At 71.0% G+C, this 24,032-nt stretch carries 26 protein-coding genes and 5 pseudogenes; 14 read left to right on the top strand and 17 right to left on the bottom strand.

All coding sequences use genetic code 11. The annotated features are described in order from the left end of the window. Nucleotides 1–848: 848 nt before the first annotated feature. Together AB0L29_RS34090 and AB0L29_RS34085 are read right to left on the bottom strand one after the other, a co-directional pair. Complete coding sequence (locus AB0L29_RS34090; protein WP_365832987.1) at nt 849–1,301, bottom strand: GNAT family N-acetyltransferase; 453 nt, start codon at nt 1,299–1,301, stop codon at nt 849–851. A gap of 175 nt (nt 1,302–1,476) precedes the next feature. After that, complete coding sequence (locus AB0L29_RS34085; RefSeq protein WP_365832986.1) at nt 1,477–1,857, bottom strand: AQJ64_40280 family protein; 381 nt, start codon at nt 1,855–1,857, stop codon at nt 1,477–1,479. 294 nt (nt 1,858–2,151) lie between these two features. Here AB0L29_RS34085 and AB0L29_RS34080 point away from each other — a divergent pair, with 294 nt between their 5' ends. Continuing rightward, on the top strand, nt 2,152–2,937 hold the full coding sequence (locus tag AB0L29_RS34080; RefSeq protein ID WP_365832985.1) for a DeoR/GlpR family DNA-binding transcription regulator: 786 nt from the start codon (nt 2,152–2,154) through the stop codon (nt 2,935–2,937). Between the two features lie 84 nt (nt 2,938–3,021). On the opposite strand, the gene AB0L29_RS34075 is transcribed toward AB0L29_RS34080, so the two are convergent. The 3 genes from AB0L29_RS34075 to AB0L29_RS34065 all read right to left on the bottom strand — a co-directional run bounded on the left by AB0L29_RS34075 (nt 3,022) and on the right by AB0L29_RS34065 (nt 6,370). Further along, on the bottom strand, nt 3,022–3,474 hold the full coding sequence (locus AB0L29_RS34075) for a hypothetical protein (RefSeq protein WP_365832983.1): 453 nt from the start codon (nt 3,472–3,474) through the stop codon (nt 3,022–3,024). Nucleotides 3,475–3,786: 312 nt separating this feature from the next. Continuing rightward, complete coding sequence (locus tag AB0L29_RS34070) at nt 3,787–5,277, bottom strand: FG-GAP repeat protein (RefSeq protein WP_365832981.1); 1,491 nt, start codon at nt 5,275–5,277, stop codon at nt 3,787–3,789. A gap of 721 nt (nt 5,278–5,998) precedes the next feature. Next, nucleotides 5,999–6,370: a hypothetical protein gene (locus AB0L29_RS34065; protein ID WP_365832979.1), complete on the bottom strand. Its 372-nt coding sequence runs from the start codon at nt 6,368–6,370 to the stop codon at nt 5,999–6,001. 94 nt (nt 6,371–6,464) lie between these two features. Between AB0L29_RS34065 and AB0L29_RS34060 the strand changes: the two are divergent. Together AB0L29_RS34060 and AB0L29_RS34055 are read left to right on the top strand one after the other, a co-directional pair. Continuing rightward, nucleotides 6,465–6,695 (top strand): annotated as a pseudogene (locus AB0L29_RS34060) (IS5/IS1182 family transposase); the annotation flags it as partial. 110 nt (nt 6,696–6,805) lie between these two features. Then, nucleotides 6,806–7,327 (top strand): hypothetical protein, encoded by a 522-nt coding sequence (locus AB0L29_RS34055; protein WP_365832977.1) that lies wholly within the window; start codon nt 6,806–6,808, stop codon nt 7,325–7,327. 192 nt (nt 7,328–7,519) lie between these two features. Here AB0L29_RS34055 and AB0L29_RS34050 read toward each other — a convergent pair whose 3' ends face one another. Next, a complete protein-coding gene (locus AB0L29_RS34050; protein ID WP_365832975.1) occupies nt 7,520–8,629 on the bottom strand; it encodes a hypothetical protein in 1,110 nt (369 codons plus the stop codon). 141 nt (nt 8,630–8,770) lie between these two features. Here AB0L29_RS34050 and AB0L29_RS34045 point away from each other — a divergent pair. Then, nucleotides 8,771–9,490: pseudogene (locus AB0L29_RS34045) on the top strand (IS6 family transposase). An 81-nt stretch (nt 9,491–9,571) separates the two neighbouring features. Continuing rightward, entirely contained in the window at nt 9,572–9,862 is a 291-nt protein-coding gene (locus AB0L29_RS34040; RefSeq protein ID WP_365832973.1) for a hypothetical protein, read from the top strand. A gap of 91 nt (nt 9,863–9,953) precedes the next feature. Here AB0L29_RS34040 and AB0L29_RS34035 read toward each other — a convergent pair whose 3' ends face one another. Next, on the bottom strand, nt 9,954–10,397 hold the full coding sequence (locus AB0L29_RS34035; RefSeq protein ID WP_365832971.1) for a hypothetical protein: 444 nt from the start codon (nt 10,395–10,397) through the stop codon (nt 9,954–9,956). Nucleotides 10,398–10,685: 288 nt separating this feature from the next. Between AB0L29_RS34035 and AB0L29_RS34030 the strand changes: the two genes are divergently transcribed. Then, a complete protein-coding gene (locus AB0L29_RS34030) occupies nt 10,686–11,681 on the top strand; it encodes a helix-turn-helix domain-containing protein (protein WP_365832969.1) in 996 nt (331 codons plus the stop codon). A 60-nt stretch (nt 11,682–11,741) separates the two neighbouring features. Beyond that, nucleotides 11,742–12,056, top strand: a complete 315-nt coding sequence (locus AB0L29_RS34025; protein WP_365833009.1) for a transposase — start codon at nt 11,742–11,744, stop codon at nt 12,054–12,056. Here the strand turns inward: AB0L29_RS34025 and AB0L29_RS34020 are convergent. The 4 genes and pseudogenes from AB0L29_RS34020 to AB0L29_RS34005 all read right to left on the bottom strand — a co-directional run. Further along, nucleotides 12,006–12,652 (bottom strand): annotated as a pseudogene (locus AB0L29_RS34020) (IS6 family transposase); the annotation flags it as partial. The gene AB0L29_RS34025 and the pseudogene AB0L29_RS34020 sit on opposite strands and share 51 nt — an antisense overlap. Before the next feature lie 136 nt (nt 12,653–12,788). Continuing rightward, complete coding sequence (locus AB0L29_RS34015) at nt 12,789–13,481, bottom strand: hypothetical protein (protein WP_365833007.1); 693 nt, start codon at nt 13,479–13,481, stop codon at nt 12,789–12,791. A gap of 465 nt (nt 13,482–13,946) precedes the next feature. Further along, a pseudogene (locus AB0L29_RS34010) lies at nt 13,947–14,069 on the bottom strand (transposase); the annotation flags it as partial. A gap of 136 nt (nt 14,070–14,205) precedes the next feature. Continuing rightward, nucleotides 14,206–14,526, bottom strand: coding sequence for a hypothetical protein (locus AB0L29_RS34005; protein ID WP_365832967.1), 321 nt, complete (start codon nt 14,524–14,526; stop codon nt 14,206–14,208). Between the two features lie 113 nt (nt 14,527–14,639). Between AB0L29_RS34005 and AB0L29_RS34000 the strand changes: the two genes are divergently transcribed. Beyond that, nucleotides 14,640–14,831 carry a hypothetical protein gene (locus AB0L29_RS34000; protein ID WP_365832965.1) on the top strand — a complete coding sequence of 64 codons (192 nt, stop codon included), beginning with the start codon at nt 14,640–14,642 and terminating at the stop codon, nt 14,829–14,831. Between the two features lie 56 nt (nt 14,832–14,887). On the opposite strand, the gene AB0L29_RS33995 is transcribed toward AB0L29_RS34000, so the two are convergent. Together AB0L29_RS33995 and leuA are read right to left on the bottom strand one after the other, a co-directional pair. Continuing rightward, nucleotides 14,888–15,697 carry an ATP-binding cassette domain-containing protein gene (locus AB0L29_RS33995; protein WP_365832963.1) on the bottom strand — a complete coding sequence of 270 codons (810 nt, stop codon included), beginning with the start codon at nt 15,695–15,697 and terminating at the stop codon, nt 14,888–14,890. Next, nucleotides 15,694–17,493, bottom strand: coding sequence for a 2-isopropylmalate synthase (gene leuA / locus AB0L29_RS33990; protein ID WP_365832961.1), 1,800 nt, complete (start codon nt 17,491–17,493; stop codon nt 15,694–15,696). The genes AB0L29_RS33995 and leuA overlap by 4 nt, the downstream gene beginning before the upstream one ends. A gap of 187 nt (nt 17,494–17,680) precedes the next feature. On the opposite strand from leuA, the gene AB0L29_RS33985 reads away from it, so the two are divergent. The 3 genes and pseudogenes from AB0L29_RS33985 to AB0L29_RS33975 all read left to right on the top strand — a co-directional run bounded on the left by AB0L29_RS33985 (nt 17,681) and on the right by AB0L29_RS33975 (nt 18,964). Beyond that, complete coding sequence (locus tag AB0L29_RS33985) at nt 17,681–18,370, top strand: FadR/GntR family transcriptional regulator (RefSeq protein WP_365832960.1); 690 nt, start codon at nt 17,681–17,683, stop codon at nt 18,368–18,370. Between the two features lie 22 nt (nt 18,371–18,392). Next, a pseudogene (locus AB0L29_RS33980) lies at nt 18,393–18,755 on the top strand (alpha/beta fold hydrolase); the annotation flags it as partial. A gap of 14 nt (nt 18,756–18,769) precedes the next feature. Next, nucleotides 18,770–18,964, top strand: a complete 195-nt coding sequence (locus AB0L29_RS33975) for a hypothetical protein (RefSeq protein WP_365833011.1) — start codon at nt 18,770–18,772, stop codon at nt 18,962–18,964. 61 nt (nt 18,965–19,025) lie between these two features. Here the strand turns inward: AB0L29_RS33975 and AB0L29_RS33970 are convergent, their stop codons facing one another. Further along, nucleotides 19,026–19,283: an MFS transporter gene (locus tag AB0L29_RS33970; RefSeq protein WP_365832958.1), complete on the bottom strand. Its 258-nt coding sequence runs from the start codon at nt 19,281–19,283 to the stop codon at nt 19,026–19,028. A 32-nt stretch (nt 19,284–19,315) separates the two neighbouring features. After that, nucleotides 19,316–19,483, bottom strand: coding sequence for a hypothetical protein (locus AB0L29_RS33965; RefSeq protein ID WP_365832956.1), 168 nt, complete (start codon nt 19,481–19,483; stop codon nt 19,316–19,318). On the opposite strand from AB0L29_RS33965, the gene AB0L29_RS33960 reads away from it, so the two are divergent. Beyond that, nucleotides 19,439–19,882 (top strand): type I restriction enzyme endonuclease domain-containing protein, encoded by a 444-nt coding sequence (locus AB0L29_RS33960; RefSeq protein WP_365833005.1) that lies wholly within the window; start codon nt 19,439–19,441, stop codon nt 19,880–19,882. The genes AB0L29_RS33965 and AB0L29_RS33960 overlap by 45 nt on opposite strands. A 331-nt stretch (nt 19,883–20,213) precedes the next feature. Here AB0L29_RS33960 and AB0L29_RS33955 read toward each other — a convergent pair whose 3' ends face one another. Both AB0L29_RS33955 and AB0L29_RS33950 read right to left on the bottom strand, forming a co-directional pair. Then, nucleotides 20,214–21,344, bottom strand: coding sequence for a class I SAM-dependent methyltransferase (locus AB0L29_RS33955; RefSeq protein ID WP_365832954.1), 1,131 nt, complete (start codon nt 21,342–21,344; stop codon nt 20,214–20,216). Nucleotides 21,345–21,863: 519 nt separating this feature from the next. Then, entirely contained in the window at nt 21,864–22,547 is a 684-nt protein-coding gene (locus tag AB0L29_RS33950) for a DUF4232 domain-containing protein (RefSeq protein WP_365832951.1), read from the bottom strand. A gap of 738 nt (nt 22,548–23,285) precedes the next feature. Between AB0L29_RS33950 and AB0L29_RS33945 the strand changes: the two genes are divergently transcribed. Together AB0L29_RS33945 and AB0L29_RS33940 are read left to right on the top strand one after the other, a co-directional pair. Then, entirely contained in the window at nt 23,286–23,564 is a 279-nt protein-coding gene (locus AB0L29_RS33945) for a heavy-metal-associated domain-containing protein (RefSeq protein ID WP_365833003.1), read from the top strand. Nucleotides 23,565–23,644: 80 nt separating this feature from the next. Then, nucleotides 23,645–24,032: heavy metal-associated domain-containing protein (locus AB0L29_RS33940; RefSeq protein ID WP_365832949.1), on the top strand; the 388-nt coding region annotated here is incomplete at its 3' end.

The following is a 24,032-nucleotide window of genomic DNA, read 5'->3' as shown; positions in this document are numbered from 1 at the left end:
GCGGACCGTGGGGACGCCCGGTATTGGCTGTCGGGGATCGGTCGCGACCGTCCGTGGTGCGACCGCGGACGTCGCCATGGCGATCCGGAGCACCCAGCGCCTCGCGGCAGGTCTGCGTGCCTGCCGGCGGACTGCGATGTGCGCCTGGGGGCGCCGACGCACGCCGGTCGGCCCGAGGGCCGGACGGCTGGCGACAGCCACACGACATTTCTAACATAGAAATGTCGATACGAACATCATAATGTGCGAACTGGTGCGGGAGCCGCTGTCCACACATGGCGGCGGACCGGCCGGGACCACCCGAACACGGTCGCCGGGAGAAGCCGGCGAGCGCCGCGCGTCAAGCCGTCGTGGCGGGGGCGGGCATCGCGGCTCCGGGCAGCGGGCGGAGGGAACCGGAGGGAATGCCGGACGGCGTACGAGCACGGACGGCGGGTGCTCGTGAGTGTGACGGTCCCCGTTCACACCGAGGCAGCGTGAACACCAGCATTTCTACCATATCGATGTTCGCTTTAACGGAACTCGTGTGTGTTTAGGTCAGAGGGCGCAGCATCCAGCCCTGACGCACGTGTTGGCCACTCGCGGTGCTCCCCGGCCGCGTCCCTGACCGTGAGTCCGCTCACCGCCTCACCGTCCGCGCCAGTCGGTCACCGTGCCCAATGCCTGCCGGGACGCCCCCCCGTCCGCGCGCGGCGGACCACTCCGAAGTCGCGCAGCGTCACGTCGACGCCCGCGTCGAGCACGCCTTCGCCCGCATGCCGCACGGCGGGCAGGTGCGCGAGCGCCGAGGAAGAGGCGTCCCGCATCCCGTGGTTGCGCCCGCCCGCGCACGTCTTGAGCCGGGCCGGCTACGCCCCAGTGAGAGACTTCTCCATCACGATGACGACACGACCGTTCTCGTTCGGCACCCCTTGGCGGATCGCCCGCCAGCCGAGAGCGGCCCAGAACTCCCGGGCCGGGGGCGTCTGCTCGAGCACGCAGATCCTTGCGGTCCCTGCGCCCGTCGCACGGAACGTGTCCTCAGCATGCTTCGTCAAGCGTCCGCCGATGCCCCGACCCTGCATTTCTCCGTGCACGACCAACTCCATGACCCACGGGAGCCCGTCCTTCGGATGGCGCGCCGGCAAGGACAGGTACGCGACCGCCCGCCCTCGGTCGATGCGGGCGAGCAGTGCGGAGCATCCGTCCATGCCGATGTCGTTGCGCAGGTAATCCCTCGCCTGCCCCGCGTCCAGTACATCGGGGTCGAACGCTCCTGACGCACGGCAGTACAGAGGGTTGCTGGCGAAGATCCCGAACACGTCCTGGACTGCGCGGGGGTCCTCGAGATCGAGGGGACAGAGCTCCATACGCGCCGTGCGGACCTCCCTCCGGGACACCCGGGCATCTTTTTCATGCTTCCACCCTTTGGTGCTGCAGCCGCGGTTGCAGCACCAGGTTCGGGCGGAGCGGCTCTCCCAGGCGCGCTCGGGTGGATCAAGTGGCAGGACGAGCGCTCCACGCGTTCTGGAGAGCCGGCTGCACGTCTTCCCCGAGGACGAGGTGCGTCGTCCTGCCCGGCAGGGTGGGCAGCTCGGCCCAGTGGGTCACGGTGTCGTCGTCGGCGAGACCGTAGGGCAAACGGACGAACCCGTCGGAGTCGACGAAGCAGTCCCTGTGTTCCGTCCCGTCCTCACCGAAGTGCAGAGTCGTGAAGTACATCGGCCTCACCAGCCAGAACGCCTCCCCCGGCGCTGTATCGGACTCGGCATTGCCGGCCGGATACCGGCCCGTGATCGCCGCTGCCACCGGCGCACCGTCCCACGGCAGTCTCTCGCGCGCGTCAACCCAGGTCACCGGAGTGTTCAGATCCGTCATCCCCATCCTCACCCAAGCGCTCGGACAAGCGTTTGCCGCCCATGCGCCGGCACATCGGCCAGACCGTTGTCCCGACCTCGGCATCCGGTAGGACCGCCCAGCGCTTGCGAAGGTTGCCCGAGCCGGAACGAACACGGTGCCGAGCGATCCGCGGCTGCCCGCCCTCCCTCATCGGAACCGAATAATGCCGCCCTGCGAATTCCTCACCCCGTTCCGCCCCGGGAGCTATGCCCCGTCACAACAGCCGAACCCCCATGTTTGTTCAAACGAACAGAAAGGTGTTAGAAATAATGCATGAGCGTCGGAGACCGCCTTGACCTAACCCTTCGGCTTGTCCAGAACGCGGGCAAGCTGTCCGTGTCAGATCTGGCTGAGCGTCTCGGCGTCTCGGAGATGACCGTTCGCCGGGATCTGAACGCGCTCGAGGGTCAGGGCCTGCTGCGCCGGGTCCACGGCGGCGCGATTCCCGTGCGTCCCCGGGAGGAGGGCGGGGGCTTCCTCGCCCGACGGGAGTGGCAGGCCGTGACCAAGGACCGGCTGGGGGCGGCCGTTGCCGCGATGCTCGAGCCGGGATCACGAGTGCTGCTGGACGCCGGCACCACCACGGTGCACGTCGCCGAGCACCTGGTGGAGCGCGCCCCTCTCACGGTGGCCGTACTGAGTCTGCAGGCGGCCACGGTTCTGGCGGACAAGCCGGGCATCGAACTCCTCGTCATGGGAGGACGCTCGCGTCCGGGCGAACGCTCCCTGGTGGGCCCTTTGGCGTTGCGCACCCTGGAAGCCCTGAGCTTCGACTGCTTCGTCATGTCGATCGGTGGGGTCCACGCCGAACGCGGCTGGACGGAGTTCTCCCTCGACGACGCAGCGGTCAAGCAGGTGGGTCTCGTGCAAGCGGCACGAACCGTCGCCGTGGCCGATGCAACCAAGCTCGGTGTGCGAGCATTCAGCCAAGTGGCGTCGCTGAGCGCGGTGGACGCCTTCGTCACCGATGCCGCGGCGAAAGACGTGCAAACGCATCCGAACGGGCCGCTCACCCTCCAGGCGCTGAGGGAGGCCGGGGTCGAGACCCACCTGGTGTGACGGCCGTCGACCTCGCAGTCGAGGCCGTCGAGCCCCGGGACACGCGGCGGTGACCGGCGACCCGGTCCCCTGACGGGACCTGCCTCACTCCCCGTGACGCCGTGCGGGGGCCGCCGGGAGCCGGCCCGGCTGGGCGGCGCTGCGGCAGCCCTGTTCCTCCAGGTGGTCGAACCGCAGGCCGGAGGAGGACTCGCCGCGCCCGGGGCGGGCCCGGCGGGTGGTCCACAGCAGGCCGCGGCCGTCGACGGCACGGGCGTACTGGTGGGTGCGGGTGACGCCCTCGCGCGGGACCTCCTCGGCGAACAGGTCGTGGGGAGTGGGGAGTCCGGGGTCGAGGAGGCGCCCCTCGTTGCCGTAGACGGTGGCGAACTCGGCGGCCAGCATCCGGGCCAGGTCGGGGGGCGCGGCCTCGACACCGCCCAGGTCGACACGGGCGTCCTCGAACTCCCGGTAGCGGCGGGCGGCCATGCCGGGGAAGCGGAGCGGGGCGGGGAAGACGGTGCTGAGCAGCGTCTCGCGGTCGGCGGCCGCCTGCAAGCCGGTGTCCCCGCCGGCGGTGAAGCCGGTCCAGTCCAGTGTGCCGCCCTGGTGGGCGGGGATGGTGGGAGTGGTCTGCGCACCGGCCTCGCAGAGGCCGACCGAGAAACGGTGTTCCGTGCGCTCCCCCGTCCGCCGAGGCGGCCGTGCCCGGCTTCAGAGCTGCTGCGGAATCCGGTTGCGCTCACTGCCGCGGTCTCCCGGTGGATGCCGGCGCGGGCGGAGACGGGCCAGGGGCCGTGGACGACATCCGCGGCCCCCGGGCTGGTGAGGACTCCTGCCGGACGGAGCAGCCGTGCCGGACGGGGGAACCTACTCGTCGATGGCCGCGCCGAACCGCGCGTCGGTTCCCGGGGCGCCGAGCGAGGCTCCGCCGTAGGACCAGGAGCCGTCGGCGGTGGTGCCCGAGGCGGTGGCGGGCAGCACCCAGACGACCCCGTCGGAGGTGTTTTCCGCGGGGGCCGCAGCCAGCAGCTCGGAGCGGCCGTCCCTGTTCGTGTCCGCGAGCCGGACCTGTCCGCCCCAGCGGTCCCCCTGCTCCACCGTGCCGGGCAGGCCCGCCGAGTCCTGGTTGTAGGACTTCACACCGGCCGCGGTCACTCCGTTCGCCGAGCCGCGCAGCACCCACACCCCTCCCGCGTCCGCGACGGTGCCCACGTCCTCGCCGGGCGCGCCGACGACCAGGTCGTCGTAGCCGTCCGCGTCCACGTCGGCGAGGGACACATCGGCGCCGAAGCCGTCGCCGAGTTCGCCGGTGCCCGGGACGCCGGCGGTGTCCTGGGTCCACGCCTGCGCCACGGTGCCGTACTCGTCGACGCCCTTCAGCCCGTCCGCGCCGCCGAAGTAGACGCCGACGGTTCCGCCGGTGAGGGGTTCGTGCAGATCGTCAGGGTGGTCGGGCCTGCCGTAGACCACGTCGTCGTAACCGTCGTTGTTGATGTCTCCCGAAGCGGTCGCCGAACCGCCTCCCAGGTCACGGACGTAGGTCAGGCCGTCGGCCCCGCCCGCGTAGACGGCCGACTGTCCCGTGCCGTCCTCTTCCAGGCTCCGACCGGAAACCACGAGGTCGGCACGGCCGTCACCGTCGTAGTTTCCGGTGGTCAGGGAGGCCGGCTGGATCGCGGCGCCCCCAGGGGCGCCGACCGTGTCGATACGGTCGGTGATCTTGAGGGTTCCGGCGCCGTACGTGTAAAGCACCGCGCCCTCCCGGTGGGCGACGGCAAGGACGTCGCCCTGTGCGCCGTCGGCGAAGCGAGCGGCGGCGAGGGCAAGACCGAACCCGGCGTCCGCCTTCGGCAGGGAGGCCCCCACGGTGACACTGCGCGCGGCGGTCAGTCCGCTGCTCGAGCCGTACAGGACGGTGACCCGGCCGGCGTTCCTCGTCGAGTCGACGTCCTCGCCGGGGGCCGCGACGATCGCGTCGTCGTAGCCGTCGGCGTCGAGGTCGCCGGTGGCCACGGCGGTGCCGAAACCGTCCCCGGCCTCAGCGGTGCCCGGGACTCCTGCGGTTGACTGGCTGAAGACAGCGGTGCGCCCCCGGGGGGCGGCGGTGGCGGTGCCCATGCCGTTCACGGAGCCGTACTGGACGGTGACGTAGCCGGAGCCCTCGTGCCCCCCGTCGGTGCCGCCCGGGGCACCGGTGAGGACATCGTCGTAGCCGTCGCCGTTGAAGTCGCTGTTGCGGTCACCGGCGTGGACCCCGCCGGGTGCGCTTGCGAACGCGGCGGGCGCGGCGGTGATGACGGCGCCGGTCACGAGCAGGAAGGATGCGGCGGTGACGGCCGCCGAACGTCTGCGGGACATGGTGTATCTCCTGTGGCTTTCGTTCGCAACTGGTCTGACCGCCAGTTGGATATGTGACGTCTTGCGATGGTTGTGGCCCGCTGTTCGACTGTGACGGAGCGGTGACAAGGGAGGGGGCGGTGGGCAGCCACCCGTAAGCCGCGGGCTCGGACACTTCGGCAGGCCGGGCAGGACCGGGGAACGGCGTGCGTGAGGAGCCGGTCCCCCACCCTCGGACGTCGGCCCTGCCCCGGACACGAGGTCGGGTTCAAGCAACCGACGGCACTCGCGCCCCTCATTTCTAACACAGGCCAGTTCGTTCGAACAACGCTTTGTCAAAGCCTGCAGCACCTCGGAGCGATTTCGCCTTGCGATCTGAGACGGCACCGTGGCGCCAGCCGTGCCGCCGCCCCCTCCCTCACGCCCGCCTCCGCGGAAGGACGACCGAGCCCCTTCCCGCCACACGCCAGCGGCAGGAGGCGGGCGAGGCCGCGTTCGACCGGTAGTGAACTTCGCGCACCATCAGAGGGCCGCCCTGGAGGCACGTCCGCCCGACAGGACATTCACACCAACGCTTCCATCACAGCTGTCACCCTCAGGACCCGTTGACGAGTTCCTCCTGCACATACACCAGGACCGGGCGTGGTTCCGCTGGAACGACGCGCCATCTGAAGGTCAGGACTCAAGCTGAGGGCTGCCCCGCAGCTGCGGGGCATTTCCGGCGGACGGCTGCCTGCGGTGGTCAGCCGAAGAGGAGCTCGACGTCTTTGTCCAGGCAGTGCTTCATGACGGTGACCAGTTGGCGGGCGTCGTCGATGCGTCGCGGGAGAACGGGGTCGCCGTCCTCGTGGTGGAGTTGATCGGTGATCGCCTCCAGCCTGGGCAGCATGGCCGCGCATTGGGCGGGAGTGAGAGAGCCGCTGTCGTCCGGATGGTCGAGCAGCGGTGCCAGCGTGGTGGAGATACCGCTCCACGCGCGGTCACCACCGAATCCGTCCATCTCAGCAAGGGTGAATCCCTCTGCGTGGGCCAGCCACTCCCTGAACATGTGGAAGCCGGTGTAGGACCAGGAGACGTCAGGGCTGGTCACGTCGCCGTCTCCGGGGAAGAGCATGAGCCCCGTCTGTCCTCCCTTGCTTGTCCCTTGCTTGCTCGGCGCCCAGGATCACTCGCGGGACGACGTGCCGGCAACTGAAATGATCTGCCGCGTGTCCGGTGTGAGCACGGCGTCGAGGCCCTTTTGGACAGCCCCGTTCACCGGGCTCAGTCCGCGGTAGGCGGACGGTTCCGCAAGGACGCCGTGCAGATCGTGGACGGCGCCCTGGCGCCCACCCGGGACCATGCCCGTCGCCGAGCAGCCGGAGAACCGCCGGTACTCCACCCGTCACCAGGTCGTCGTCGATGCCGACGCCCCGCTCGTCGTCACCGTCGGCCGGCCTGGCTTTGTGCACCGGATTCGACAGCGCCAAAGGGCGGTTGGGCCGGGCTCCGCGCCCTGACGTACGTTCGGGCGCATGACGCACCCCCTGAAATCCCGGCTGGTGGCCCGGTGAGCGGCTGGTGGGACTGCCTCGGGGAACGGACCCGTCGGCAGGTCGACGCCGACGTGCTGCGGGATCGTCGGCTGTCGGCGGTCAGGTCCGTCTGGGAGGCATTGCGTCCGCTGGGGGCAGGCCTGCACGAGGCCGAGCGGGTGGTCCACGCGCGATACGAGGCCCTCGGCGACCGGGTGCAGGGCACACCGCCCGATCCGCTCGACCTTCCGTCCCTCGCGGCGCGCGTCGCAGGTTTCTCGGGTCGTGTGGCGGCGGTGGAGGCGTGCTGGGACGGCGATACCGTGCACGACTGGTGCGTGCTCCTGGTCGCGGTCCTGGACTCCCCGGAGGAGGAGAGCCACCTGGCGACCGTCCACCACCGTCCTGGCGGCCCTGCGCCTGGCGTTGCCGCCGCCAGGGCGGGGCGGGCGCTGGCCGGCCGTCTTGGCGTGCCGTTTCACTTCGCTTCGCCGGAGGTCCCGGATGACGAGGCACCACGCTGGCGGACGATCCGGCGGCCGGCGGAAGGGCTGTGACCCCGGAGCGAAAGGGGCGATCACGGTGGTTCGACGAGGCCGGACTTTCCGGTGCCTGCCGTTCTCATGGACATCGCCTCAGGGCGCATCCGGACCCCTCCCGAGACGGTGAGCAACCGCTGTCGATACGCGTGAAGAAAGCCGGCTGGCACCGGTCAAACGGCATGCCGTGGATCGTTTACGGGACAGCGCTCAGAGGAGGCCCGAGCTCACGTACCGCGTGAGGTTGTCGAGGATCTCGCGCAGCCAGGGGGCGCGGACGGCCGGCAGCCGGACCAGAGTGTGCCGGAACACCCCCGGGTCGGGTCGGAACAGGTGACGGGGGCGCGGCGCGGGCGGGTCGTCGCGCAGGACGCCGTCGGGCATGCGGCCCGACGCGGGGAGGGGCAGCTGCGGCTCGGGGAAGGCCAGCCACAGCCACACCCCGAACGGCAGCGGCACCGGGTACGCCGAGGCGGCCGGGCCGGCCGGGATCCAGACCTTCCCCGTCTGCGGATGGACGGGCACGAGGAGGATGTCCGCGTCCGCGTCGGGCGCGGGCAGTCCCGGCCCCGCCAGGACGGCGCGCCGTGCCGGCGGGCCCGCGGGCAGCAGGGCGTCGAGAGCGCGTTGGAACACTTCCGCGGTCAGGCCGTCCGGGACGGTCACCGGCCGGCCCTTCGAGGCCGCCAGCAGGTGGGCGAGCGCCCGGCCGGCCGCCGCCTCCCACTGCGGGCTCCACGACCACCAGCGGTTCAGCCCCAGCCGTGAGCCCCACACGGCGACGACCGGCTCGAACGGGGGCGTGCCCTTCCCTTCCGCCGTCAGCTCCGCCCAGGAGAGCGGTGCGGCGCCCACGTCGTCGGCGGGCCGGCGGCGCACGGCGTTCGGGGCGAGCCGCACCGCCTGCCAGAGCGAGCAGTCGTCGATCCTGCTCGCCACGGGCAGACCGCACGCCTCACAGGCCATGTTGGGGCCGTCGGACCCGTCGAGGCCGCAGCAGGAACCGCCGCCCTTCTCCGGGATCAGCACCGTGCCGCGGGCATCCCCGGGAGCGATGACGATCGCGCCGGGCTCACCGTAGGACAGGGCGTGCACCGGCGCATGGATACCGCGGGCCGCCGCCTCGTCCGGACCGATCTCCTCCCACCTCCGCCACGGCGGCCCCCAGGGCTCCGGATCGACGGCGAACGTGCCGGGCTCCATGAGCACCGGGAGCTGGATCCCGTTCCCGTACTTCTGATGGGCGTGAACCGGCAGGACGACCTGGGCCAGCGGGACGGTCAGCCCGGCACCGCACCCCGCACACATGAAGACGAACAAGTGCCCTCCGCTTGACAGATGGGGTCATCGTCGCAGTTCGGCAGCGGTCGGCCAACGTGTTTCCTCGTCCACCACGGGCTGGAGCACCATCACAACGGGGGGCACTGTCAAGTTGGCTGACCGGGCTGGGCGGGGTTGTTCGTGGGGAGCGCGCCGCTGTCGTACAAGGGGCACCGGTGCCCGGCCGAGGTGATTTCCCACTGCGTGTGGCTGTACTTTCGCTTCCCGCTCAGCTTCCGCGAGGTGGAGGAGCTGATGCTGCAGCGCGACGTGCTCGTCTCCCGTGAGACGGTCCGCCGCTGGTGCGCCAAGTTCGGCCGGGCCTGTGCGAACGGACTGCGCCGGCGCCGGCCGCGGCCCGGGGATAAATGGCATCTGGACGAGGTGTTCGTCAGGATCAACGGGCAGCTGAGGTAACTGTGGCGGGCCGTCGACGCCGGCGGCAACGTCTTGGACATCCTCGTGCAGAGCCGCCGGGACAAAGCCGCGGCCAGGCGTTTCCTCCGCCGCCTGATGAAGAGGACGCGTGCGGTCCCGCGAGTGGTCGTCACCGACAAACTCCGTTCATACGGCGCCGCCCACCACGAGGTCATGCCTTCCGTCGAGCACCGGCAGTCGAAATACCTCGACAACCGGGCGGAGAACAGCCACCAGCCCACCCGCCGGCGCGAACGCGCGATGAAAGGCTTCCGCTCGGTCGGCGCCGCGCAGCGGTTCCTGTCCGCGCTCAGCGGCACCTCACCCCACTTCCGGCCCTGCCGCCACCTGATGACCGCCACCGACCACCGCGCCGAAATGACCGTCCGCTTCGCCGTCTGGGACCAGGTCACCGGCGCTACCAACCCGCCCACCACGGCCTGAACACAGGTCCTGACCGCGGGCCCACCACGCCTTGATGCACCATCGGACAGTCACGCACCCACCAACGTGACAACGCCTGCGGTGGCCGTAATACCCCGGCCGCACCCGGCCACCGCGTTCGGCGGGTTCGCACTGCTCGGGCTGGGCGTCGCCTATGTCACCCCGACCGCCTTCGCGGTAGCGGGCAACCAGCCCGGGCTGACCGCGGGGGAGGGAATGCCGGTGGCGGTCGTAGGCCAATGGCCCGGCTTTCTGCTCGTCCCTCCCGTGATCGGCGCGCCGGCCGGTCGGTGGAGTCTGCGCGCGGCCCCGGCGACACTGCTCCTCGCCGTCCTGGGCATGGCGGTCGCCGCCCGCGTGGTGCCGCGGTGAGGGGGCTGGTCCGGTCGGTCACGCCCGGCGGCAGCCGCGGGAGCGGACCACGCGGAGAGTCCCCTCACATATGCGCGGTCCATGAGTCGCCTCACCACTGGCAGAACGTTTCGCCGTGCAGGGGGACTCCGGTGTTGCCGCTGGTGAACGACTCGAAGCTTTTCCATCCGCACACCTCGACGGCGAACAGATCGCCCCTCGTCCTGATGTAGTGCTTGCCCTGGAGGTCGATTCCCTTGCGGTCGGTGCCGGCCACGATGTTGATGTCCAGCCATACGCGATCGCCGGCGTTGTGGACCGTGCCCAGGCGGAAACTGTCGAACTTGCCCTTGTTGCCGCTGCATGCAGCCCGGGCGTTGCCACTGGTGGTGGTGAGCAGGCAGTAGTCGGCGATGTAGTTGGTGGTCAACGTGTCGATCAGGATGTTGTACGAGCCCGCCGCCTGCGCCGTGGATGCGGTGGCGGTCACAAGTCCGACGGTCGCCGCGAGCGTGGCGCCCGCCGTAAGTATCTTCCTGCTGACGTTGGTCTTCATGGTGGTTTTGTCCTTCGTGTGTGATGGGTGGGCCGGATGCGGGTCAGGTGCCGACGGCCGGGTTCCGGAGCCGTCGCCGACCCCGGTACGCGCGCGGAGGACCTGCGTGCGGATGGCCGCTTACCGGCTTGTGAACGGGTTACGTAGCCACGCTAGATTCGCCCCGGGCCGCGACGTGCCTCTCCGTGCACCGGACGGTTCCTCCTGCGCACGGAGCTACCAAGAGGAACGCAGCGGGCCGACGGCGCTCCAGGCGGTCCCGGGACCAGGAAAGACGAGGGGACGAGGATGGGCGTGGCACCCCCCATGGTGTGCACGAAGCCGATACCGCCGAGGGAGCGGTTGGACTACTGGCGTGACGCGATAGGCCGGACCTACCGGGAGCTGACCTCCGTCCGACTGGACATCTCCACCCCCACGGACGACCCCTACACGGGCACCATCTACGCTGGCCCGGTCGGTCCCCTGGGCATCACCACGACGCACGGCGATCCCTTGCAAGTCCGCCAGACCCTGCCGGCGGCCCCAGGCTCGGACGCCGACCACCTCAACTTCTGTCTCCAGGACAGCGGCAGCTTCGTGATCGAGCAAAACCGCGAGACCACCGTGTTGACACCCGGTACCCTCACGCTCTTCGACACGGCCCGCCCCTACACGGTCACCTATCCCGCGCCCTTCCGGATGCACGTTTTCCAGGTGCCCCGGAGGCTGCTGACCGTGCGTCCCACGGACCTGGCCCGCATGACGGCGGTACCGGTGGCCCCCGACTCGGACGCGGCGGCCCTGGTCATCCCCTTCCTGACGGGACTGACCGCCCGCAAGGGGCGTCTCGCTCCACACCTCGGCGACCAACTAGCCCGCAACGCCGCCGATCTGCTCGCCACCCTGATCGCCGAGCGCCTGGACCGCCAAGCTCCGGAGACCGGCGCCGACACCGCCGCTACCGCGTTACGGATCCGGCTCCGAGCCTTCATCGACCAGCACCTCGCCGATCCGGACCTCTCGCCACAGACGATCGCCGACGCGCACCACATCTCCGTGCGCTACCTGCACCGACTGTTCGAACACGAGGGTGCGACCGTGGGCCGCTGGATCCTCCGACGCCGACTCCAGGCGGCTCGCAGGGACCTCGGCCGCGGAGGACGGACCGGACCGACGGTCACCGCCGTGGCCCAGCGCTGGGGCTTCACCAGCACCTCGCACTTCAGCCGGGCTTTCCGCGCCGCCTATGGTGTGCCGCCCAGCGAGTGGCAAGCCGATCGGTCGACACACCCGCCCGACTGAACCGGCACCAACCCGCCGCCTGGACAGTTTCGTTTGGATCAGTCGGTCGTTGGCCCGGCTGTGCCGTTGACCGACGCGCAGTGGGCGCGGATCGAGCCGTTGCTCCCGGACCGCACACCGGAGCGGGGTGGCCGGTGGCGGGATCACCGTGAGGTGATCGACGCGATCGCCTTCAAGGGCGTTGTCGCGTTGTTGAGTACGTGGTTGTCCGATGGAGTGCCAGGGCGTGGTGGCCGCGCGGCCCGGGTGTATTCAGACTGTGGTGGGCTGGCCGGCGGCGCGGGTGATCCGGTCCCAGATGACGAAGCGGATGGTCATCTCGGCTCGGTAGCCGGGGGCGGTCATCAGGTGGCGGCGGGGTCGGAAGTGGGGTGAGGTGCCGCTGAACGCGGTCAGGAACCGCTGGGCTCCGCCGACGCTACGAAATCCTTTCATCGCCCGTTCACGCTGCCGCGTGGGCTGATGACTGTTCTCTGCCCGGTTGTTCAGGCCCTTGTGCGAACGGTGCTCGACAGAGGGCGTATCTCGCGGTGGGCCGCGCCGTAGGAGCGGAGCTTGTCCGTGACGATCACTCGTGGCACCGCGCGGGTCTTCTTCAGCAGCCTGCGAAAGAAGCGCTGGGCCGCGGCCTTGTCCCGGCGGGACTGTACGAGGACGTCCAGAACGGTGCCGTCGGCATCGACGGCCCGCCACAGGTACTTCCGTTCTCCGTTGGTCTTGATGAAGATCTCGTCCAGGTGTCTTTTGTCCCCAGGCCGGGGCTGCCGGCGACGCAGCGCGCCGGCATAGACCTGCCCGAACTTGGCGCACCGACGGCGGACTGTCTCATAGGAGACGAGCACGCCCCGCTCGAGCATCAGTTCCTCGACCTGGCGGAACGACATCGGGAAGCGGTGGTACAGCCACACGCAGTGCGCGATGATTTCAACCGGGTACCGGTGCCCCTTGTACGACGGCGGCGCGCTGTCCACGAACGGCCCCTCCCAGCATGACCAGCCAGAAGATCATCCCGCCCGGTCAGTCAACGTGACAGCACCCTGCTTACTCCTCCGTCACCGCGATGGTGGAGCCGCCGGAGGCGGCTCCACCGCGCGGCCGGGCAGGCGTCTACTCGTGAGCGCTGATCACACCGCCGGCGCTGAGCACGATGTATACGCCGTTGGCGTCGAGCCCGGCGTCCTGCTGGTTCGCCTCCAGCGTGCCGTACACCGCGCCATCGTTGCCGATGATCTGCGCGCGGTACCGGAGGGCGCCGATTTTCGTGACCTCGGCCGTCCAGCCGCCCGCGAGTTTGAAGGTGCCCGGTCCGGTGTGTCCGCCGCCCATCCAGGAGTGGACCTGGCCACCCAGCGTGAGCACGACGAACATGTCATTGGCGTCGAGCCCGGCGTCGTGCTGGTTCGCCTCCAGCGTGGCCAGGACCTGACCGCTGTGGACGATCTTGGCGCGGTAGTGCAGGGCACCAAGCTCGTAGATCTCGGCCGTGCTGCCGTCCGCCAGGGTCTGGGTGCGGACCGGAGATGCCGCCTTGGCCGCGGCGGCCGGCGCGGTGGCGCGGTACGCGGCGGGCGCCTCCGCCTCCGTCCGCGCACCGGTCGGGACCTTGCCTGAGCTGGCCTCGGCGCCGCTGAGCGCTCCAGCGTTCCCGGTGGAGCGGGATGCGGAGCCGGCAACCTTGTTCGTCGGGCCGGCGGCGTCCTTGCTCCCGCTCTGGCAGGCGGTCAGTGTGAACGCCGCAGCGGCGGCGACGGCCACCAGGCCGGCGGAACGGACGGTACGGCGAGCACGGTGAGTGGTCATCATCGAAGTCCCCCCTGGGTCATTTCAGAATGTGGCACCGCCGCCTGCTCCCCCAGGGCAAACGGCCGGGCCTGCTGTTTCCTGCATCCCATGAGATGGCACCCGGGCAGGAGTTGTTCCCCGGGTTCTGTCCGCGTTTGGTAACAAGGGAGTTGGGCGACTCCACGCTGACGAAAAGACGAAGGCCCCGCCCGGGCCCGCCCTCTCGATGATCTGCCACGCGTGTCGGATCACCTGACCTGCCAACCACCGACGGGCGAGAGCGATTGCTCCTGACTCGTCGGGGTGACGGGTCCGCGCTGCCGGTCTCCCTACCGAGCCTCGCCCGGCCTGAGCCGGGGTCACGTCCGCTGGAGTGGTGTATCCACGGCCACTCGGTGATCTTGTCTTTGAGGCCATGCGGTGAGTTCGGCGGGCAGGGGGCGTCGTCGGTTTCCGACTGGTCGGGTTGAGGCGGGCTTCGGTGAGGAGCTCGCAGCCCATGGAGCGGCGGGCCTCGGTCCACTCGTCGTTCTGCTCGGCCAGGGCTGTTCCGACGAGCCGGATGACGGCGGTGCGGTCGGGGAAGACGCCGACCGCGTCGGTGCGGCTGGGGGCGCCTCTCGCGGCGCCGCGTGGGGGCGGCGAGCGCGGCTGGGACCGGGCCGGCGGGGGGCGAGGTCCCAGACGCCGTACGCCACCTGTTGTGACGCGATCCAGCCGATCCGGCCCTTCCTGACGATCGTCAGGCGTCGTACCCGTCGCCGATCTCCGTGGCGGCGGCGACGAGGTCCGCGGGGTCGGCGGCTGGGATCCGCGCCCGGCGGCGAGCGGTGGCCGGGGACGGCCGTTCCTCCAGCAGGCCGGCATCCACACCGCCGACGAACGATCCGGTGATGATCTGCTCCTGGAGTTCCCGGTCCTCGGGGCCCATGGCCTCGATGCGGCGGCGCACCACGTCGAGCGCGGGTTCGTCGAAGAAGCCGGGCACGCTCCGCCCGTCGTCGAGGAGGAGGTCGCGCGATCCGGGCAGCGCCTCGAACAGCGGGATGTCCCCGCGTAGCACCGCGTCCGTCTCCGCGCGTACGACGGCTTCCCCGTCCGGGCCCGCGTACCGCCCGCCGCACAGCCGGGCCGTGCCGCACTCCCGCGGTCCAGCGCGTCCCGCGGGAAGTCCGGGTGCATGCTCTCGGTGAGCACCTTGCCGTGGACGAAGCCCGGCCGGGGCAGGAAGCGCACCGGGGCCCGGTCTCCACCAGCTGCGTCGGCTTCGGCGTCGAGCGATGGCTGCACGCCCTGGCGGACCACTTCGGCGGCGACTGGGCCCCGGCCCAGGAGGCCGTCGAGAAGGCCGGGACGTCTCCGGCCTGAGGGACCGCGGCCGCGGTGGCGGGTGCCGACGGGCACGCGCCACCGCGGCCACCGCCTCAGGCCGTTCCGGTGCCCGCCGGGCGGCCCGCCCGCACGCTCCACCGTCCGTCCAGGCGCGTGAGCCGGATCGGATGGTCGAAGCACTTGCTGACCTGGTCGCTGGTCAGGACCTCGTCGGCGGGGCCGGCGGCCAGGCAGCGCCCGTCGCGCAGCAGCAGCACATGGGTCGTTCCCGGAGGCAGTTCCTCCAGATGGTGGGTGACCAGGACCGACGCGAGCTCCGGATACGTGTGCTGCAGCGCGTCGACGCGTTCGATGAGCTGTTCGCGGCCGGCGACGTCCAGGCCGGTCGCGGGCTCGTCCAGCAGCAGCAGCCGCGGACTGGGCATGAGCGCGCGGGCGATCAGCGCCCGGCCCCGTTCGCCCTGCGACAGGGTCGGCCAGCGGGCCTCGACGCGCTCGCCGAGACCGAGCAGGCCGATGAGACGCTCAGCCGTCGCGACCTGTTCGGGTGTCGGCTGCCAACGGGGGACCCGCTCCAGGGTGTTGGTCAGTCCGGTCAGCACGACGTCCCGCACCGTGAGGGGTGAGCGCAGGTCGTGCCGGGGGTTGACGTGGCCGACGTAGGAACGCAGCTGGCGCATGTCGACGCGGCCCAGCCGGTGGCCCAGCACCTCGACCGTGCCACGGGTGGGGTGGGAGAGCGCACCGAGGAGGCCGAGCAGGGTGCTCTTGCCCGCCCCGTTGGCGCCCAGCAGCGCCCAGTGCTCGCCGGCGCGCACCGTCAGCGACACCTCGCTCAGGATCGGATTGCCGTCGCGGACGACGTCCACATCCGTCACGCGCAGGACCGGGGCTGCCGTCACGAGGAGGCCTGCCGGGAACGGTTGACGGCGGCCATGACGGCGTGGACCGACGCGGTCAGTACCGAGGTGTCCCAACCGGCGCCCCAGCAGGGGAGGTCGTCCACCCGGCATTCGGCGTAGGCGGCGGCGGGGCTGCCCGGGCCGGTGACGGTGGAGTGCTCGGTGTAGCTGAGGATGTCGACGGTGATCCCGACGGTACGCAGAGCGTCGGCGAGGGCGGACAGCGGGCCGTTGCCGGTGCCCTGGCAGGGGCGTCGCCGTCCGTCGACGAGCAGCGTGCCCGTGAACCGGTGCTCGCCCGGCGCGGGTTCCGCAGCGCTCCAGGAGGTCAGGGTGACCGGACCGTCCAGGGCAGGGGCGATGTACGTGGTGCGGAACAGCTCCCACAGCTCCTTGGCGGACAGCTCCTGCCCCGTGGCATCGGTGACCTGTTGCACCGCGCGGGAGAAGTCCGGGCGCATCGCCCGGGGCAGGTCCAGACCGTGGTGAGTGTGGAGCAGGTGCGCGATGCCTCCCTTGCCGGACTGGGAGTTGATCCGGATGACCTCCTCGTACGTGCGGCCGATGTCCCCCGGGTCGATGGGCAGATACGGCACCGCCCAGGCGGCCTCCCCGACGGGGACCCCCTGCTCGGCGGCCTGCTTGGCGTGGTGGGCCATGCCCTTGGCGATGGCGTCCTGGTGGGTGCCGGAGAACGCCGTGTGCACGAGGTCGCCGCCGTAGGGGTGGCGGGGGTGGACCGGCAGGCGGTTGCAGTACTCCACCACTTCGCGCACCACGTCGATGTCGGAGAAGTCGATCATGGGGTTCACGCCCTGTGCGTACAGGTTCAGGGCAAGGGTCACCAGGTCGACGTTCCCGGTGCGTTCGCCGTTGCCGAACAGGCAGCCCTCCACCCGCTGCGCCCCCGCCAGGACCGCGAGTTCGGCGCAGGCGACACCGGTGCCGCGGTCGTTGTGCGGGTGGACCGACAGGATCACGGACTCGCGGCGCGCCAGGTGGCGGTCCATGTACTCGATCTGGTCCGCGTAGATGTTGGGTGTGGCGATCTCCACCGTGGCCGGCAGGTTGTGCACCACCGGCCGGTCCGGGCTCGCGTCCCACAGCTCCGTCAGGCTGTTGCACACCTCCAGGACGAAGTCCGGCTCCGTGAGGTTGAAGACCTCCGGGGAGAACTCGAACCGGATGTCGGCCTGCGGGCGTTGCTCGGCCTGGCGCATCAGATGGGTGGCGGCGTCCCGGATCAGCGCATGGACCTCGGCCCGGGAGCGGCCCAGGACCACGTCCCGCCAGGTGGGCGCGGTCGCGGTGTAGAGGTGGACGAGAGTGCGGGGCAGCCCCTCGATGGAGGCGAGGGTCCGGTCGATCAGGTCCTGGCGGGCCGCGGTGAAGACGGAGACGGTCACGTCGTCGGGGACGGCACCGCTGTCGGCCAGGTGGCGGACGAAGTCGAAGTCGGTCTGGCTGGCGGAGGGGTAGCCCACCTCGATCTCCTTGAAGCCCATGGTGACCAGGAGATCGAACATGCGGCGCTTGCGCTCGGTGTCCATCGGCTCGGCCAGCGCCTGGTTGCCGTCCCGCAGGTCGACCGGCACCCACAGCGGGGCCTGTTCGATCCGGCGCGACGGCCAGGTGCGGTCCGTCAGCGGCAGGGCCACCCGCTCGTGCGCGGGCCGGTAACGGTGATGCGGCATCGCGCTGGGACGCTGGGGGTTCCAGCGCGGCGCGTCGGCCGGTACGTCGCCGGCGGGAGGGCGCAGGGTGGGGAACGCCGTGCCCGGGGAGGGAGGAGTCATCGTGCTGAAGTTCCTTCGGTTCGGTCATCCGTGACCGGTGCAGCCCGGCACCCGCTGCGGGGTACCGGTCGTGTCAGGCCCCGCAGCGGCAGCCAAGGAGAAGGAGCCCGCCCAGCGACATACGAGGTAGAGTAGCGACAACTCAGCTCCTCAGACAACCCGAGAGGTAGGGAAAGGTGGACCTCACATGCCACTAGGTGCCTTGCGCCCGTCCCCGTTGGTCGAGCAGGCCACCGTGCGCCTGCGGGAACAGATCACCGGCGGTGAGTGGGCCGTGGGGACGAAGCTCCCCGGCGAGACCGCCCTGGCCAAGTCCCTCGGGGTGGGGCGCTCCACCGTCCGTGAGGCCCTCCGTGCACTGGCCGGCGCCGGACTGGTGCAGGCGCGGCAGGGGTCCGGTGTGTTCGTCATCGCGACCAGACCCGAGGAGGACTGGTCCACCCGGCTCCGCCAGGCAGCCATCACCGATGTCTACGAGGTCCGGATGCTCGTCGAAGTGGAGGCCGCGCAGCTGGCCGCGCGGCGCCGGACCGACGACGACGTCACCGCCCTCCACGAAGCCCTGGCCAGGCGCCGCGAGGCCGCGCACGCCGGCAACGCCGAGTTCGTCGAGGCCGACATCGCACTGCACCAAGCCATAGTTGCCGCGGCGCACAACCCGGTGCTCACCGGCTTGTTCACCGAGTTCGTACCTGTGCTGCAGCAGCGGCTGCTCGATCTGGTGGAGCTGCTGAACCTGCGCTCCGACGATCCGAACCACGGCGACGAGGGGCACACCGAACTGGTGGACGCCGTCGTGCGGGGAGACGCTGAGACGGCCGGACGCGCACTGCGGGACGAGCTCGAGCAGACGCTTTCCCTGCTCCATTCGCTGTGACCTGTTCCGGAGAGCGGTAGCCATGCTCGATGCCGAACCCTGGATACGGCCCTTCCCCGCCGCCGCGTCGCCTGCCACGCCCTGGACCGTCCTGTTCTTCCCGCACTCCGGAGGCTCGGCCGGCGCCTACCGGCACCTCGCGGCACAGGTGGCCGACAGCGCCCGGACGGCGTGTGTCCAGTACCCGGGGCGCGCCGAACGCGGCCGAGAGCCCCTCTTCACGGATGTTCACGTCCTCGCGGACCAGGTGGCCGAAGCGTTCGCCGCGATACGCCAGGACGGACCGGTGCTCCTCTTCGGCCACAGCCTGGGGGCGGCGGTGGCTTACGAGGTCGTCCGGCGCATGCCCGACCAGCGGCGGATCGTTCTCGTGGCCTCCGGGCATCCCGCCCCCTCCTCATGGGGGCCGCGGATCCCCTCACCAACGGCCCCGACGTGCAGGCATGGCAGCACCACACGTCCTCCAGCCTGCGCGTTCACGTGCTGCCCGGGGGTCACTTCTTCACGAACCGGCACGCCGGCGAAGTGGCGGACATCCTGCGCCGCGTCATGACCGACCCGGACGGGCGGGAAGTGGGTGCGCCCGTGACGTGACGGCCGGTACGAGTCCCCCCTCGGGTCTTCCGCCGGCCGGTGCTCGCCCGGAGGGCCGGGCTCAGCTTTCCGTCAGCTCGCGATCGCGGGTTTCCGGCAGGAGCAGCAAGCAGACGAGCGACAACACGGCCATGAGGCTGACGTACCAGCCGACCGACGCCGATCCGAACTCGGCCTGGAGGTGTGTCGCCATCAGCGGCGCGACGGCGCTCCCGGCGACACCGCCGAGGCTGTAGGCGGGACCGGCTCCGGAGTAACGCAGTCGCGCCGGGAACAACTCCGGAAGGAGCGCGCCCATGGGGCCGTAGATCACGCCCATGAGCAACGGAGTGCCGCCGAGGCCGAGAACGATCAGCGCAGCGCGGCGTCGAGCACCCGGCCGACGCCGTCTCCAGGGCGGTCCGCCAGCGGCGTGACCGACCTGTTCGCGGAGCCCGGCCTGGAGACCGCCGCGGCGAGGAGTTCGACCCGCCGCTGGACCGGCGCGAGTTCGCCTCCCACGACGCGGTCGCCGACCACGGCACGGCGCGCCCGGTGAGGGGCGACGAGGTGCTGGCCGGGATCGCCCGTGAACTGGTCGCGGAGGTGCGCAGCAAGCTCAAGCCGGGCTGGATCGCCCGCGAGCCGGTCCGGGCTCGCCTGCGCAGCTCCATCGAGCGCCTCCTGGCCCGCCGCAACTACCCGCCGGACCGGGCCCCGGGGGCCATCGACCTGGTGCTGAAGCAGATGGAGCACTTCGCCGACGAGTGGTCCACCACCGGCCTCCCGGACGACTGGCACACGCGCTCCGCGCACCCGTCCTCCACGCTTCGTCCCGGCAGCGGTCCCCCGTTGCCGGGACGAAGCCGTTTTCCTGCGCGGCGAGTCGACGAGGTCCCGCCCTCCGGGCCCGGTCCCCCGGTGGCCGCGGCCGCCTGATGAGCGTCCTGCACATCGGCGTCTTCCGGCCGCCGGACGTCCGGGCGCCGGACCTCGGCCACGAGGAGCTGTTCCCCGCCGGCAAGCGGGGCCGGGTCGTCTCCGAGGGCGGCGCGGTTGAGTGGATCCGCCGGCAGTCCGGCAGCGTCCGGCTCCTGCCCCGCGCCTCATCGCCGGCCGCGCTCATGGCCCGCTCTTCCCCGGTAGGTGCTTTGGGTCCTGCGGCTTGGCGAGGAATCGGGTCATCCCGTGGGTGCGGCGTAGTCACCCACGGGATGTGCTCACCTGGCGAACCGGGAGGCGGGAGGCCGTTGCGTGATCGGGGTGCCGGTCACGCCGTCAGACGCCAGAGCGACGTGGTCTCGGCCCTTCGTGCTGTGTGGAGCGGGTCGGTGGCGTCCTTGGAGCGTGGGTGCCGGGGCTTGGTGTCGATCTTGTCCACGACTCGGAGGCCTGCTGCCCGGACGGCATCGAGCAGTTGCCGACGTGTCCGCAGGCCGAGGTGCTCTGCCAGGTCGGACAGGATGAGCCAGCCCTCGCCGCCTGGCCGGAGGTGGGCGGACAGTCCGGTGAGGAAGCTGTGGAGCATGGTGCTGTCCGGGTCGTAGACGCCTTGTTCGACGGGGCCGGTCGGACGGGCGGGGAGCCAGGGCGGGTTGCACACGACGAGGTCGGCGCGGCCTTCGGGGAACAGGCCGGGGCCCGACACCTCGATACGGTCGGTCAGCGCGAGCCGGTGGATGTTCTCTCTGGCGCAGGCCAGGGCGCGTGGGCTGATGTCGGTGGCCACGACGCGGTTGATTCCGCGGTGGGCCAGGACCGCTGCCAGGACACCGGTTCCCGTGCCGAGGTCGAATGCCGCACTGGTGGCGGGACTGCGCCGGGTTTCAGGTGGCAGCGGCGTGTGGGCGACCAGGTCGACGTACTCGCCTCTGACCGGGGCGAACACGCCGTAGTGGGGGTGGATGCGAGTGCCGAGTGCCGGCACGTCGATTCCTTTCGAGCGCCACTGGTGAGCGCCGATCACTCCCAGCAGTTCCCTGAGAGAGACCGCCATGGGTCCCTTTGAGGGGCCGTAGGCTTCCAGACACGCCTGGCGGACGTCGGGGGCCCGGCGCAACGCCAGGGTGTGGTCGTCGTCCAGCAGCACCAGGAGCTTTCCGAGGACACGGGCGCGGTGACTGCTGCTGCGTCGGTGCAGGTGGAAGTTCTCACTCGGGGACGTGCCGGGCCTGGGCGGCTTGCGGTCGATGCGGCGGCCCATCGCCTGCAGGAGTTGCCGGGCGTTGTGGAAGTCGCCTCGCCAGAGCAGGGCCGTTCCTTCGCATGCCTGTCGGTGGGCGTCGTCGGCCTTCATCCGGTCGTCGGCGACGACGGTTCGCCGGGGAAGGGGGGCGGCGTTCTCGGAATGCCAGCGGGCGGACCGGGGGGTGTGGTTCTCGGTCCAGTGGATGGTGGGCACCACGTACTCCTCGTGGTCGAGCGTGCAGGGGCACGAAGAGCACTTCGACGAGGAGCAGACCGCATCCACGCCTGTCCACTGGACAGGCGTGGGCGTTGAGGCAGGTGGCCGTTACCGCTCTCGCGTCGAAGCGCGGGAGCGGACGTCCCAGACAACCATGCCGAGCATCGGGGTGCGCCCTTTCGGAGGAGTGGCAGAAGGCTCGCACAGGTGCTGCCCGGCTGCCAAACACACCAGTCGGGCCAGGTCGACGGGCCGGCTTTCTTCGTCCACTGGCCGTGCACACTCACGGCCGGGGATCGAAAACACCTGCTCGCCGATCCCAGAGCCCCCGCCCGCACCCCGAGCCTGGACATCCGCCCGGCCACCGGCCGGGTGCGGCTGTCCCACCGCCGTGCCGAGGAGACCTTCGAGGAGAGCACCCGGCCGGTACCGGCGGTGCGGCTCAGCGGCAGAGTGCGTCGGTGTCCTCGGCGAGGGCCGGGAACCCGGCGCGGGCCTCGGTGACGACGGCGCGGGTCAGCCGCCCTGGCCGGCGCTTCCGATCGGGCCGACCTTCACCGGGGAGCCGGAGCCGTCCGTGACGGGCAGCGTGGCGGCGCCCGGCCAGTCGAGGGAGACCGACTTCGTCTCGTCCGGCGGGGTCACCACCAGCCCCGTGATGCGGACGCCGGAGCCGCCCGAGTCGTTGATCGGGTAGGTGATGCCGAAGGCCACCGACTCACCGTCCTCGAGGACGGTCGGGCTTGCCTGCTGACCGGTGCGCTCCGCGGACAGCGAACCCGCGCTGGTCCTCAGGTCGACACCCGCGTAACCCGAGATCGCGCAGTCCCGGCCTCCGCCGTTGGTGAACTCCACCGCGACGGTGCCGTCCGGGTCGCCTTCGATGGTGCTGTCCATCGCCGTGACCTCCAGCTCGTCGGTGCGGCACTTGCCGATCTTGCCGATCTTGCCGATCTTGCCGTCCTTGTCGGAGCCGGTTGCGGCGATCGTGCTCTGCCCCTCGCCCGTGTTCTTCCCGGCGGAGGCCTTCGCGGCACCCTGAGCCGAGCCGCCCGGTCCCGAACCGCCGTTCGAGGAAGACGGTGCGGGCGCGGTGGACGAGTTGCTCCGGCTCGCGGCGTCGCCGTCGCTCTGGCAGGCGGTCAGCGAGAGGCCCGCGACGATGGCCAGGGCTGCGATGGTGATCTTGTTGACGCGCATGCTGTCATCCTCGGTATCGGTCGGAGTGCCGGCCCGTCGGTACGGGCGAGCTTTTCTGAGCACCAAGAGTCGCCCGGCCCGGTTCACCGTTTCGCCCGATTACCCTCTGATGCATTCCCGTTACGAGCGAAAACGGGTACGGCGCACATCACCGCCGGGCGCACCCCGTCCGCGCCGCACCGCCCCTGCGGTGCTCCCTGACGCAGTCCGGCAGGAGAGACGGGGTCTGAGCACGGTGCGCCACACCGCGCCGGGCACGCCGCCGGCCCAGCCGGGACGGTGGTTCTCGCACCGTTCCGCGCCTGTCCGCGGCCGCCGTCCGTTGGGACGGACTCATGACCCGGCGGGCCTTGACCGCAACCGGCGGCATGCGCTTCCCGGCGCCCTCGCCGACACCCGGGGCAGCCGTCGGGCCGGACCGAGCGGTGCCGGGCCGTTTCGACGGCGTTCGGCTGACACTGGGTTCAGCCGAACATGACGTCGCCCACCGCTTCGACGATCAGCGGTGTCCCCTTGTCGGCGATCTGCTGGACGGTCTCCTCCCGCTCACCGTAGAGCCGTTGGGCAAGCACGGCCTGGTCGACGGTGAGCTTCGGCCGGCGCCCGCCGACCCGGCCGCGGGCGCGTAGCGAGGGGCCTCGAGATGTTTGCCAAACATACCCCTAGGGGGTATACATGGTGGCGTTATAGATACCCCCCTGGGGTACATCCGTGCTTGCGCTTCTCTGGGAGGAACCCATGTCCTGCTGCACCCCCGCCGGCAGCTGCTCCACCGGCACCGCCACGGCTGAGGCCACCGAGGGCACCACCACCGTCTACAACGTCTCCGGGATGACGTGCGGGCACTGCAAGGCCACGCTCACCAAGGAGATCGGCGCCCTGGACGGCGTCCTGGCCGTCAACGTCGACCTGGAGACCGGCCAGGTCACCGTCACCAGCTCCGGCGAGCCCGACGACGCGCTGCTGGCGAAGGTCGTCGACGACGCCGGCTACGAGCTCACCGGCCGCGCGGCCTGAGAGCTGTGCCCACCTGCCGGGCCCGCCCGCGGGCCCGGCCCCTTCCTCCCTCTTCCACCCACCCAGTCCAAGGAGCGGTGATGTCCACCACGGTCCCCGACACAGCCGAGGTCGAACTCGCGATCGGCGGCATGACCTGTGCCTCGTGCGCCGCCCGGATCGAGAGGAAACTGAACCGGATGGAGGGGGTCACCGCCACCGTCAACTACGCCACCGAGAAGGCCCGGGTCACCTTCCGCCAGGACCTCGACGTCGCGGACCTGATCGCCACGGTGGAGGCCACCGGCTACACCGCCCGTCCGCCCGAGCCGGCCCCGGCGCCCGGCGCGGCCGGTGACGGCCAGGACGGCGGGCCGGGCCAGGAGACGGACGGCGACGAGCTGCGGCCGCTGCGGCAGCGGCTGGTCACGGCCGTGGTGCTCGCCGTCCCGGTCGTCGCGATGGCGATGGTGCCGGCCCTGCAGTTCG

The sequence above is a fragment of the Streptomyces sp. NPDC052701 genome (assembly GCF_040678355.1).
Lineage (GTDB): Bacteria > Actinomycetota > Actinomycetes > Streptomycetales > Streptomycetaceae > Streptomyces.
The sequence above is the reverse complement of the archived record's forward strand: the minus strand, read 5'-3'. Positions and strand labels throughout refer to the sequence as shown.